Below are 12,715 nucleotides of genomic sequence, written 5' to 3' on the forward strand. Positions count from 1 at the left end.
TCTTTCAATCCAGGGAAATCTTGCCGTGGCTCTCAGCGATCGTATCCCCTATCAAGCACAAATCGACCGACCGAAGCTGACGCTTCCGGGCGGCAAGAAGCTCGCGGTATGGGTCATCCTCAATGTCGAGGAATGGCGGATCGAGAACGCGATGCCACGCACGGTGCTGAGCCCGCCGATGGGCCAGCCGCTGTTGCCTGACGTACCGAACTGGTCATGGCACGAATACGGCATGCGCGCCGGTTTCTGGCGTCAGTTCAAGGCGTTGACCGACCGCAAGATGCCGGTGACGTTGGCGCTGAACGCCAATGTCTGCAACACCTACCCGCGTGTCGCATCTGCCGCGCTCGAAGCCGGCTTCGAATTCATGGGCCATGGGTTTATGCAGGGCCCGATGCACAAGCTCGACAACCAGGCCGACGCGATCAAGCGATCGGTCGAGACCATCGCGAACTTTTCAGGCAAACCGCCGCGCTCATGGGAAAGCCCCGGCCTGACCGAGACCGCGGAAACCCTCGATCTCCTGCGCCTCATGGTATCGAATATCTCGCGGACTGGGTGATCGACGATCTGCCGCAGGATATTGGGACACCCCACGGCACCATCACCACGATCCCCTATTCGGTCGAGACCAACGATATCGTCATCCATGCGCTGCAGCATCTGCCGTCCGAGCAATTCCTCAAGCGCTGCACTGATCAATTCGACCGGCTGTATCTCGAAGGCGCGTCGAACGCACGAATCATGGCGATTTCGATTCACCCGTATATTACCGGCGTGCCACATCGCATCAAATACCTGGAAGCCCTGCTCGACTACGTCATCGGCCATGACGGCGTGGCGCTGATGACCGCAAGCGAAATCGGCGACTGGTATCGTAGGGAGATGGGGAGGAAATAGCGTACCGGTCTATCCAACCACCTTCACTGGGGTGCGCCGGATGTAGGCCGAGGCCTCGGAAATCCGCTCAAAGCCGGCCAGAAAAACATCCAGCGCGTGACTGATCATCTGTTCCTTGTCTTCAAGCACGGGAGATTCATAGATATATTTGCGAACGCCGTAATAGAAGATTCCGCCGTGAAGCACCCAGGCCAGTTCGATCTCCGCCGCCGTTGGCTTGTTTTGCACGGCAAGTCCCACTTCATGGCGGCATTCCCTGATGATGCGGGTCAATATCTTGTCCTTGACCATGCCGACATACCAACGGTTGATGTCGAGGCCCTTCAAGCCCGAATAGAGATAGATGCGCAACCATTTTCGGGTGAAGATCGCATCGGTATAGGCGCCATAGAACTCCCGCAACCGATCGCGGAGCGGCCGCGAGCGATCGCTTAACAGCTTCTCCCAGCCGGTCTCGAGCGGATCGAGATAGACGGTGCGGTAGACTTCCTTGATTAGATCATCCTTGCTCGGAAAGTAGCGATAGAGCAGCGGTTGTGTCACGCCGAGCCGCCGTGCCAGCGCGCGGGTGCCGCCGCCAAACCCCTCTTCCGAGAAAAACTCGGTTGCCTTCGCCACGAACTCCTTGCGCCGATCATCCGGCGAAAGTCGCCTCTGCTTGCCGTCCGCACGTTTGGGCGAGACCTTCCTGATCATGAGGATTTGATGCCGTCGCCGGTGAGAAATCGACCGAAGCCACCGCGTGCAAACAACAACGGCTCCCGTCGATTATAGGCATAAGCTTCAACGGCGCCCAGAAATATGATGTGGTCGCCACCGTAATACCTGTTGGCAGCCCGGCACTGGAAATTGGCGACGCTGTCGGCAAGGACCGGCGCGCTGCCAAGCCCTGGCGTCCAGCTCACGCCGGCAAACTTGTCCTCCGACGATTTTGCAAATTGCGACGCCAGCGCCTGCTGAGACGCGCCAAGAACATTGACCGTGAAGTGGCTGGCGTTCTGGAAGATGGACAAGCCTTGCGAAAACATGCCGAGGCTCCACAGCACCAACGGCGGATTGAGCGACACGGAGGCAAACGAATTGCATGTCACCCCGTAAGGCTTTCCGTCAGCCGCCATCGCCGTAACGATGGTAACGCCGGTCGCGAAAGTGCCCAGCGCGTTGCGGAAATCGCGAGGATCGATTGCCGAGTTGTCGCTGGCGAATTCATTGGCTGGATCGGCCGGATGTTTTGGTGCGTCAGACATCCACCGGCCTCAAAGCGTCAAGTTTTCGGACGGCAGGCCAAGCGCCACGCGTCCATAATTGGTCCCCGCCGCGTCGAAATTGAACGCGAGGTGTGAATTCACCGCATGCGCATCGCGAAACTGCCGCTGCAGCGCACCCGACGTAAACAGGCTCCGTGCGCCACTCGCCGTAAACAGCAGCGACACCGCATCGGTGCAGAGATTGACCGAAAACGCGCCGTCACGCCGCAGTCTCGTCTTGGCAGCGATATTGGGAACGTGGCCCCGCCTTGCATCCGCCATCGCCTCGAGGCAGTTTGTACGCATGATGAGACGCGCCGCATCTATCTTGGCCGAGGCTTCCGCGATCTTGATCTGGGTGCTCTGCATGTCGCCGACCTTGGTGCGATTATAGGTCGAGGCGCGATGTCGAGCGATTTCGACGTAGTCATCCAGACAGGCTTGCGCGTTGCCAAGACCTACCCCGGACAGCACATAAGGAAACAGCGAAAACACCGGTAGAGCATAAAGCGCGTTCGGATTGACGGAACTACCCGGCGTCGGTCCGCCGGTCAGATCGCCGACCGCAATCGTCATCCGATGCGCAACAAATGCATCCACGACTCTGACATCGTTCGATCCCGTTCCCCGCAAACCCGTCGCGTTCCAGGTGTCGTTGATCTTGTAATCGCTCTTGTTGAGCAGGAAAATCCGGTACTCGACGCCTTCAGCTTCATCTTCGGACGAAACGACGCTGGCGAGCATATTCCATTCGCAGGACTCCACGCCTGAGGAAAACGGCCAATGGCCGTTCAGCCTATATCCACCTTCGACTTTCGTGGCCCGACCGGCCGCGAAGATAAAGGAGGACGCAATCAATGCGTCGGCGTCCTTGCTCCAGACCGCATCCTGCGCATGCCGATCGAACATCCCCAGCATCCAGTGATGACTTGCGAGATTGGCAAAATTCCACGCCGCAGAAGCATCGGCCCGGCCGAGCGCATCGGCACAGTCGACCAGCGCCACATAATCGAGCTCGGAGCCGCCAACGCGTTTGGGCTGTACGATTCGGAACAAACCGGCGTCGTGCAAGTCGCGTTCGGTCTCCGGCGGCAGGCGCCGCAGGTCTTCGGTCTTGGAAGCGCGCTCGCGCAATTTCGGGATTAGCGCCTCGGCACGCGCGACCATGGCAACATAGGTGTCTGCACCCGGTCCCGCGGGCGTGCTTGCATCTGGCCTGCGGCCGTTCCCTGCCATTGGCGTTTCCTCGCTCGGCCCGTCGTTGTGATCTGGATGCGGCCGAAAACTATCCCTTCAGTCTATCGCCAGATCAGCAATGTTCAAGGCATGCAGGAAACAGCCAGGTCATCCACAGCAGAACGGGCGTCGCGAGCGCATGCACCTCACCCTCAAGACGGAAACAACCCGCCCGCCGGGCTCCAACAGCCTGCAGCAGCAGGAACGCTTCGATGCCTTCGTCCGCGAGTTCAATGCCGAACGGCCGCATGAGGCGCTCGACATGAAATGCCCCGTCGAACTCTACCTCGCCTCACCACGCCCTTACGATGGCTTGCCCGAACTGAACTATCCACTCCACGATCGCGAGCTGCTGGTCACCGCTTGCGGCCGGCTCTGCCTGCATCGCAAGAGGATCAACATCTCAACCGTGCTGGCCGGCCAGAAACTCGGCATCAAGGAAGTCGATGACGGCATTTGGCTCGTCAGCTTCATGCACTATGACCTTGGATACTTCGACCTGGAGCAGAAAACCCTGCAACCCCTCGACAACCCGTTCGGCCCGAGGTTGTCACCTATGTCTTAGGTACGACCTGTTACCTATGTCGCCGGGCTGGAATTGAAAGCTTGGAGCGGGTGGTTTGGGTAGCACCTCAATAGAAGGTGAACGGCATGATCAAACTGGATCAATCGTCCGGTCCCGCTTCGATTGCCGTACACCCGAGGCCCTGCCCTGCGAATCGAACGAACCTCTTCGAGCATTCGCTCGGCTTCGATTTGCCGGATCAACGAACGGCCCGAAAAGGGGGCGGGTTATACTCATTCTGCGAAACGAACGGCCCGCTCTGCCATCACCGTCTCCTCAAGGGTACGGAAGGTCCCTTCAGCCAAAGCATCGGCAGAGCGATCCGTCGCAAGGCACGTTTGAGCGGCGGTGGCCGAATTGGAGAGTGGGGAACGTCGCTCAGGGCGAGATGGTTTGCGGAACCTTCCCGGCTAACCTTTGCTCATTCTTTCAGGCCCAATGCGGAGAATAGCCACTATATTCTCCGCATAATTTGCGGTGAATATCCTTCCGGTTGCGGTGAAAAGCTGCCATATTCTCCGCAAGGAGTGCGGAGAATGCCGAGCTATATCCACCAACTACCTAATTGGCCTCACTTTTCCTGGGATACCGATGCCCTGACGAAGCAGCTGGCAACCGTCCGGCTGCGGCAGGGACAGCTCATAGGCCGGATGCAGGCATTGGGTTTCCCCCAGCAGGAGGAGGCCGTCCTGACCACCCTGACCGAAGAAGTCCTCAAGTCCAGTGAAATCGAGGGAGAAAAACTCGACAAGGATGCGGTGCGCTCATCGCTGGCGCGTCGGCTTGGCATGGACGCGGGCGCCTTGCCGTCGGCGGATCGCAATGTCGAAGGCGTTGTCGAGATGATGCTCGACGCCACTCAGGAGTTCAAAGCCGAGCTCACGGCAGAGAGACTCTTCGGCTGGCACGCGTCGCTCTTTCCAACGGGCCGCAGCAACATGAAGAAGATCGCTGTGGGAGCCTGGCGCGACGGGTCGGCAGGACCGATGCAGGTCGTTTCCGGCGACTACGGTCGTGAGCGCGTGCATTACGAGGCGCCGACCGCCGAAAAACTCGACGCTGAAATGACCGCGTTCCTTGATTGGTACAACACCGAAGAGAAAATCGATCCGATCATCAAGGCCGCAATCGCCCATCTCTGGTTCGTGACCATCCATCCCTTCGAGGACGGCAACGGACGTATCGCGCGCGCCATCGCCGACATGTCGCTTGCCCGTTCTGAAGGAATTCCGCAGCGTTTCTACAGCATGTCCGCCCAGATACGCGCGGAACGGGAGGCCTACTACGGTATGCTGGAGAGCACCCAGAAGGGCGATCTCAACGTCACGCCGTGGCTTGAGTGGTTCTTGGGCTGTCTCGACCGCGCATTCAGTGGAGCTGAGACTATTCTCGCAGCTGTGCTTGAAAAGACGGAATTCTGGAAACGGCATGCCGCTGCCAGGATCAATGACCGGCAGCGCGAAATGCTGAACCGTCTGCTAGACGGTTTCGAGGGCAAACTGACATCGAGCAAATGGGCAACGATTGAGAAGTGCTCGCCCGATACAGCCTTGCGCGACATTCAGGATCTCGTTGATCAGGGCATCCTCGCCAAGGACGAAGGTGGGGGCCGAAGTACAAGCTACTCCCTCGTCTCCTCTTGATCACTGTTGCAAGCAAACGCGGCCGTCAGAAGCAAGCACTCCCCAACAAAGTTGGTGCGCAACAGGCTGCAGCCGTTGCCGGTCGATGAGGGAATCCCTCGGCCGTCGCGCGGCCGGTCATAATCGCTTGACGGACAGCTGGACGTCGAACCGATCGAGGTTAGTCAGGAAGTGGAAGAAAGCCACGCGGCCCCAAGGCACGCCGGGAGGCAGGCCAGATCGTCCGCGTCACCAGCAAAAGCGGAAGCGGCCGGACCAAAAAGGCTAGTCGCCCGATTCATTCAGATTGAGGGGTAGAGGTGCTTGAGTTTGATACGTGCGTTGGATGTTGAAAAGTGCCAATTGGCCTTGGTGTGGTTGGCGTTGCGGTCGTGTTGCCAAGCAACGATTTCCTCGACGAGGGTCTGTTTGTCGGGAATCCGGCGATCGAGGCACTGGGACGACAGGACGCCGAGTTCGGACTCTGCCAGATCAAGCCAACTGCCGTGCTTTGGAGTGTAGTGCCATTCGAAGCGCTCGACCAGGCGCCTGGCTTCAGCAGCCGGGAAAGCTTCATAAAGTGACGCCTTGCTGTGGATGTTGAGATTGTCCTGAACCAGAACAATGGTCTTGGCGCTTGAGAAGTGGACATCGGCCAAGTCTTTCAAGACGTGAGCGTAGTCCACGGCGGTATGGCGATCGGTGACCTTGACGTGGCGCCAGCCTTCGAGCGGTGCAAACATCATGAAGAGGTTGGCGGTGCCGTTGCGCTCGTACTCGTAATCGCAGCGGGCCGGGCGTCCCCGCTTCATCGGGATCGGCAGGCGCGTCTCGGCAAGGAACTGCTTGGAGGTCTCGTCCAGGCACACCAGCGGGTAATCGGGATCGCGTGGCCGCGTGTAGACCGCCAGCACATCTTCCATGGCGGCTACGAACGCGCCATTGGCCTTCGGCGGGATGACCCAGCACTGCTGGCGATGGGGCTGGAGAATGTTTTTTTTAGTGCCCGCCCAATTGTCGAGTCGCTGGCGCGATCGACAATTTGCAGTTCCACGACCTTTTTCTCCAACAGCCGCAAGGTCCAGCGCGCGCGTCCCTTGGGAGGTTTGGAACAAGCCAGGGCAATCAATTTGGCTTCTTTCTCGCCGTCAAAAATCCGTGCAACCGCCGGTGTCGCCCGTTGCTTGCGGCTCAACACAGCCTCGAAGCCTTCTTCCACCAATTGCTTCCGCACCCGGTAAACCATCGAGGCGCTGGTCTCCAGCGCCTTGATAATCCGGTTGTCACTCCAGCCTTCACCCGCTTCCGACACATCGGCCTTCAACAATATCCGCGCCTTCAGCAGCCGCTGCGCCGGGCTTTTGCCTTTCCGTATCAGCGCTTCAAGCTGTTCGCGTTCCTCGCAGCTCAGCCGAACAACATACTTCTTTACCGAAATCTCCTTCGCAGCCATGATTGCCTCCGTCGCCCGCGTTGCGACGGAATCGAATCACAAAACCCATCGCCGTTCAAATTAATTGAAGCGGCCGACTAGCCCCCTGCTCTGTTCACGAATCCCGCCCGCGTACGGCGACATTAACTAACTCAATGCTTCTAAGATCGCTCTTTAAGATCAAGTTGGCGCTACACGATTCCTTATCAGCTACGTCGGACTCTTGTGGGACAAGCCAATCGATCGTGCGCTTAGTCGAGGAAGATTACCCGTTAGGAAAGGATATGTTCCTGGCGCTCACGACGCCGGCATTGTGAGTGCAATCATCCCTGCTACCAAGAACACCGAGACCCGCCTGCTGCAAATCAGCACGACCGCTATTGGTGGAATCAGCGGTGGGGTCGTTTGCGATCCGACGTCAGGCGCCGTGCTAGGCATGGTGACCAGCGGATTGGTATCTGCGGGCCAATCATTGCCGATCACCTACGCAATTCCTAGCGAGGTCCTTCAACCCTATGCAGATGCGATTAGCTTTGGGGTTAAGGGTGAGGAAGTGTGGCGCTAGCCGGGATGCCTAAGATGTCTCCGAGGATTCTATATCTGTTTCCAGACACCAATCTGTTTGCTCGTCGGGCCCTTGAAGAGCTTGATTGGGATCGGTGGGGAGATTTTGCCGAGGTGCACCTTATCGTCTCGCGACCTGTGCAAGCCGAGGTCGATCATCAAAAGAATAAGGGAGGCGAGCGTCTCGCGCGGCGCGCCAAAGCAGCCTCCAGTCTGTTTCGCGAGATTATCCTAGGCAACTCGGATAATAAGCAAATCACAAGCGCCTCCCCCGCCGTTAAGCTTTTCATCAGGACCGCCCTCAAGCCGGACCCCGCCCTTTCTGATCAACTCGATTACCAGCTTAATGATGATCAACTCGTTGGCGTCGCGCACGGGTCCCTCGACTTCGCAGCCCTGCATGACGCGTTCCGCGACAAGACCGGCAAGTACATCGAGCGCAACGTCAAAATGTGCGAGCCCCGAGTCCTACAGGGTGACAAGCCCGATCCAAACGATGATGAGACGCATGCGGTTGCCGGCGAGGAGGAACATTTAGAGTTCGTGCCGATTCCCGACCGTAACCATCCGGGCGGAGCCGTATGGGGCAATGTTCGGGTCGCGTGGCGGCCCTACACGGTGGCGTCGCGGCCGCGAGGCGGCTTGCAGGGCGTCGATCACCGGGCCGCCTGGGGCGGATTCCCGGTTTATCGGGCCAAGGCTTCGGCGGGACTAGTCCCGCCGAAGAAAGGCGTTCCGGTGACGAGACCAGCCGCGATGAGCGACGAGGGCGAAATCCTTCACCGTGTCAAAGGCAACGGCGAGATCGTTTTCAAAGATGAAGCGAACGAGCGAAAAATCCTTTGGAGCTCGATCGGTATTTTTGCGAAAGAGGAAGGGCAGAGCGACCGATCGGGCACCGCCGTGTTCCGGCCGCTGCCGGCCGATCGCGAGAACGAGGTCGAGCGCCAGCCCTACTATTCAGATCCCGCTGCCGTGACGCTGGTCATCGAGGTCGCGGTCCGCGGCACCGGGTTCGACGGCGACGGCGCGCAACGCCACGCGATAGAAACTCTGCCGTTTTATAAAACTGATGCGCTCGACGGCCCCGCGTCGCCGGACTATCCCGATGCCGTCCCGGTTGTGCTCGATCTCGTTCGCGGAAACGGCAAGCAAGATTTGATCAAGTTCAACGGCAAAACCGACTATGGGAACATCCCGCATACGCCGCCGCCCGGCCGGTCGATAGCGGCCGCCCACGTAACGGTGGCGCTTGCGCCCGGCGAGGAGGCACGCATCCGCTGCTGGTGCGTCCCGAGCGCGGCCTTTCTTGCCTACATGTGGGGTGCTCACGAGTCGCTTGCGACCCTCGCGGTCGCGAGGGGACTTGTGCAAAAAATGGCCGGAGCACCTATCACTGAGGCTAGCATTACCTCATTCGCTCCTGTCGTTGACGATGTCTTCGAGACTGGGCTGAAACAGCTGACTTCAATCGATTTGAGTGGCGACAAGAATAAAGACACTTCCGACGGCACGTTCACCTTTGCGGGGCGGCTGCCGATGCCGGCACCTGGGCGTATGCTCAGGATGGCCCAGGAAATCCGCAAGCGCATGCTGCTGGAACCGATCCCGGTGATTTCGGCGGTCACCGAGATTGAAGCGGTGCACGCACTCGACCTGCCGAATCACGTACCCATGGCAGTGGTCGGCCGGAAGTGGCAGTTGCTGCGAGTGACGGGCCAAACGGACAAGACGGAAAACATCGACACTCTGCTGAAATCTGAGAAAGAGTGCAAACCAATCCTTGGTGATCTCTGCAAGTCCGACAATTGGACGCTGGAAAACCAAATGGCGGACGCGGTCGACGCCCTGATCGACGGATCGCTCACTGTTCACGGCCCGAGCACCGGTGCGATCGAGATCCGCGCGACCGGCACCGCCGTCGCCCGTGGGCGCTTCGATGACGTGGAGCGCGGTCGCACGCGCGACGACCGCGCACGCGGGTTGTGGCCGAGGCCGGATGCGCAGGTGCCGATGAAGGCCAAGCGGCTGTTCGGGTTTGATCCGGCCGATGACGGATCGGTTTCTTTCGAACCGGAATCGTCCACGCTGCTGCGCATTGAAGGAATCCCTTCGGGTCCGAACAAGGCTTCGCCCGGCGAGGTTCGGCTGGACCTGCTCGATTTGCAGCGTCAGGCCAAGGCGCTCGAGCCTGTGCCCGGACAGCAAATAGTTGCGAACGATCCCCCGTTGCGGGCCTTCCGCCCGACTTCTTTTCCGGACACGCGGGCGCGCTGGCTTGAGATTTCTGCTGTCGCCATCGCGCGCCACGCAGGCGCGCTGCGCACGCGCTACGACGAGCTACCCGAGGGGCTCACGAGACCCAAGCCCCTGCAGCCGGATGCGACGGAGGAGGAGAAAAAGGAGGTCACGATAGCGGTCATGGACCGGCGCTGGCTGCCTGCGACGGTGCGGCCGGCGCGCATAGCTTCGCTCAGCCCGATTCCCTCGTTCGCGTGGAGCGACAACGTGCCGACGCCGGCGAACGCCAAGGTGTCGCCGGTATTCGTGAGCCGCGCGGTGCGGGTACGCGTGCGCGCGAAACGCCCGTGGTTCTCGGCCGGCGAAGGCGAACGGTTCGGTGTGGTGATCTGGCCGCCCAATCTGTTCGATGCCAACGTCGGTAACCTCCGCTACGACCACGTCAAGCCGCCTCCCGAAGACCGTCTGGACATCGACCTTCGCAAGCTGCCGGACGATGGCAGCAAGATTGCAGAGCTGCAGGACGTGGATCTCGGCCCCGGTGGCGGTTGGGTGACGCGCTGGGGAGCGGACCCGATCCGATCGTACGGCGGCGCGCAGGGTTGGTTGCTGTCCAAGGAGAATTTCCCCGGCGTGAGCAAGGACGCAGCATTCACGGACCCGCCCGCGAGACACCCCAAGGGGCCGGTCTTGGTCGAGAACGTGCTGATGCCGGTGCCGGCCGACGCGGATGCCGCGGAACTCAGAGCGGCACAACCGCCGGGAGGATTCATGGCCGTTTCGCTCATCACCTACGCTCCACGCTTCGATGTTGACCAGGAAACCTGGTACGCCGATCTGGAACTTAATCCCTGCGGAGCCGTGTATCCCTTCATACGCCTGGGGCTGGTGCGGTTCCAGGCGAATGCGCCCCGGGCGCTGCAGGTATCCGAGCCGATCGTCGAATGGGCGCAAATCATGCCTGAGCGTAAGCTCAAGGCCACGGCACGTTACCTCGATCCCGAGCGAAAGCAGATCGAGGTCACGGCCGCGGTCGAAGGCATCGCGTCCGGACCCGGTGACAACAACGGACATCCCGAGTCGTCGCCGGCGCAGGCACCGAGGATGTACTTCAGCCTGATCCGCCGGCGCTTGCCGGTGGGCGATGGCTTGCCCGACTCCGAGGTCGTGCGCGCCATCGAGGCTGGCTGCAGCTCCGCCTGTATGACCTGGACCGCCGCGTTCCATCTCAGCGACGACGAATACCGTCGCTACAAGTGGTCGGTCTTCGCTGAAGAAGTGGAGCGGCTGCGGCCGGGGACCTATCCGGACGAGCCGCGCTACGAGACGCTTAAGGACAGCAACTTCGTCGACACCGGCCCGCGTTTCGCCGCGCGCCTGACGCTCGACAATCTGCGGATCACCTGAAGGATCGAAGCGGAGACGAACGGTGATGTGAACTTACCAGCGTCAGCCTATCACATCGCAGGTTTTCGACGAAGCTGATCCTTGCGGCTATTAATTCCGGCAGCTCGCTCTTCGCTGCATCGGATTGAAACTGCGATGGCGACGACCTCCATTGAACAATTGACGCGGTCATCGGACTTGATCGCGATCGGCAAGGTCGTCAACGGTGAGAACTGCTGGGAGGGTAATCCGCCAGGAGCGGCCATTCCATGACCACTCATTCCGCGAACTGGACCCTCGGCAATTGACCAGCGCAAATTCGCGGCTTGCCGAACGAGACACTCCGCTCCCGAAAACGACGGCCCGCCGCCGACACTGCAGTGCGTTCATTCCGGGCTGCGCACGTTGGTTGTCGTTAGATTTTCTTTGATCTCACGGTGCACACATCGTGCACACGAGGCCTTCTAACTAATTGAAAAAATTAAACTCTCGCTCCAATCCATCATTGGGCATCTTGCAGGGCCTCACCTCTGCATAGATCGCTATTGCTTACAGCCGATGAAGCTCCAAGCGCCACCATCGAGCGAACGCGATCGCAGAAAATCGTAGATTGGCGAAGGAAATTGAGCAACCCGAGACATAGGTGACATTTCGTACCGGACACATGGGTTACACTTTTCGCTTCTTTGCAAGCGGGAGGTGTGGATGCCGTGGAAAGCGAGTTCGGTATGGAAGAATGGCTACTCCGCCATATTATGCCGCTGCCAGCGCAACAGATATGCCTGCAGCCGCCAGATCATCGCCGATAGTGCAACACCAACCAACATCAGCACGATAACGGCGACCATCATGCCCGAGGCCTCCGCCCGTGCTTCGGACTCGATGATGAGGCGTCCGATACCGCGTTCCGCACCGATGAACTCGCCGACAATGACGCCTATCAGCGCAAAGGATATCGCCGGAGACAGCGAGGCAAACACCCAGGCCATGGTCGATGGAATCACCACCGTGCGGGTAATCTGCCATTCGCTGGCTCCCAATAGGCGCGCGGCGTTAATGTAGCCTTCGTCAATCGAGCGCGCGCCTTCGAAGGTGTTGAAGAACACCAGAAACACTACCACGATCCACGATGTCACGACCTTTGACGTGTCACCTATTCCGAACGCCAATACGATGATCGGCGCCAACGCGATGCGGGGAATCGAATTAACCGCGGTGATAAAGGGCTGAAAGATATCGCTCAGCCGGTCCGAGCGCCCCAGCAGCAATCCCGCCGCAAAGCCCGACGACACGCCAAAGACAAATCCGAAAAAGGTGTTCTTCAGCGTAATGGCGGTCGCGATCCAGAGGTTGTTCTCGTTTCGCGCCATGCATTTGGCGAAGTCGCCGTTGAGCCAGCCGTTGAACATGCCCAGCTTGGACTTGAGGCAACTCAGAATCAGGAAATGTTCCAAAATCTCCGATGGCTTCGACACAAAATAGAGGGATCGAGCAGGTCCGGAACCAGCGATGGAAATCTGGT

The 12,715-nt window shown here is 59.5% G+C and carries 7 protein-coding genes and 2 pseudogenes; 4 read left to right on the forward strand and 5 right to left on the reverse strand.

All coding sequences use genetic code 11. The annotated features are described in order from the left end of the window. Nucleotides 1-25 precede the first annotated feature (25 nt). Nucleotides 26-900, forward strand: a pseudogene (locus V1289_RS49555) (polysaccharide deacetylase family protein). A gap of 9 nt (nucleotides 901-909) precedes the next feature. Here V1289_RS49555 and V1289_RS07055 read toward each other — a convergent pair. From V1289_RS07055 to V1289_RS07065, 3 genes are read right to left on the reverse strand one after another with little or no spacing between them, the layout of a single operon-like run. Further along, nucleotides 910-1,596, reverse strand: a complete 687-nt coding sequence (locus tag V1289_RS07055; protein WP_334396259.1) for a TetR/AcrR family transcriptional regulator — start codon at nucleotides 1,594-1,596, stop codon at nucleotides 910-912. Then, nucleotides 1,593-2,147 (reverse strand): flavin reductase family protein, encoded by a 555-nt coding sequence (locus V1289_RS07060; RefSeq protein WP_334396260.1) that lies wholly within the window; start codon nucleotides 2,145-2,147, stop codon nucleotides 1,593-1,595. The genes V1289_RS07055 and V1289_RS07060 overlap by 4 nt, the downstream gene beginning before the upstream one ends. A gap of 9 nt (nucleotides 2,148-2,156) precedes the next feature. Beyond that, on the reverse strand, nucleotides 2,157-3,383 hold the full coding sequence (locus V1289_RS07065) for an acyl-CoA dehydrogenase family protein (protein ID WP_442895965.1): 1,227 nt from the start codon (nucleotides 3,381-3,383) through the stop codon (nucleotides 2,157-2,159). 94 nt (nucleotides 3,384-3,477) lie between these two features. Here V1289_RS07065 and V1289_RS07070 point away from each other — a divergent pair. Beyond that, nucleotides 3,478-3,948 (forward strand): annotated as a pseudogene (locus V1289_RS07070) (integrase core domain-containing protein); the annotation flags it as partial. 536 nt (nucleotides 3,949-4,484) lie between these two features. Then, entirely contained in the window at nucleotides 4,485-5,591 is a 1,107-nt protein-coding gene (locus V1289_RS07075; RefSeq protein WP_334396261.1) for a Fic family protein, read from the forward strand. 281 nt (nucleotides 5,592-5,872) lie between these two features. Here the strand turns inward: V1289_RS07075 and V1289_RS07080 are convergent. Beyond that, a protein-coding gene (locus V1289_RS07080) for an IS630 family transposase (RefSeq protein ID WP_334396262.1) occupies nucleotides 5,873-7,023 on the reverse strand; the annotation gives its coding sequence in 2 pieces (ribosomal slippage) (nucleotides 5,873-6,561 and nucleotides 6,561-7,023; 1,152 coding nt in all). A 558-nt stretch (nucleotides 7,024-7,581) separates the two neighbouring features. Between V1289_RS07080 and V1289_RS07085 the strand changes: the two genes are divergently transcribed. Continuing rightward, nucleotides 7,582-11,214 (forward strand): hypothetical protein, encoded by a 3,633-nt coding sequence (locus V1289_RS07085; RefSeq protein WP_334396263.1) that lies wholly within the window; start codon nucleotides 7,582-7,584, stop codon nucleotides 11,212-11,214. A 719-nt stretch (nucleotides 11,215-11,933) separates the two neighbouring features. Here V1289_RS07085 and V1289_RS07090 read toward each other — a convergent pair. Further along, a complete protein-coding gene (locus tag V1289_RS07090) occupies nucleotides 11,934-12,668 on the reverse strand; it encodes an ABC transporter permease (RefSeq protein WP_334396264.1) in 735 nt (244 codons plus the stop codon). Between the last annotated feature and the right edge of the window lie 47 nt (nucleotides 12,669-12,715).

The organism is Bradyrhizobium sp. AZCC 2289, from assembly GCF_036924615.1.
Lineage (GTDB): Bacteria > Pseudomonadota > Alphaproteobacteria > Rhizobiales > Xanthobacteraceae > Bradyrhizobium.

Bases quoted from the DNA above. Each gene is read 5' to 3' on its own strand.
- V1289_RS07055 (WP_334396259.1), bottom strand. From the start codon at position 1,596: ATGATCAGGAAGGTCTCGCCCAAACGTGCGGACGGCAAGCAGAGGCGA.
- V1289_RS07060 (WP_334396260.1), bottom strand. From the start codon at position 2,147: ATGTCTGACGCACCAAAACATCCGGCCGATCCAGCCAATGAATTCGCC.
- V1289_RS07065 (WP_442895965.1), bottom strand. From the start codon at position 3,383: ATGGCAGGGAACGGCCGCAGGCCAGATGCAAGCACGCCCGCGGGACCG.
- V1289_RS07075 (WP_334396261.1), top strand. From the start codon at position 4,485: ATGCCGAGCTATATCCACCAACTACCTAATTGGCCTCACTTTTCCTGG.
- V1289_RS07085 (WP_334396263.1), top strand. From the start codon at position 7,582: ATGTCTCCGAGGATTCTATATCTGTTTCCAGACACCAATCTGTTTGCT.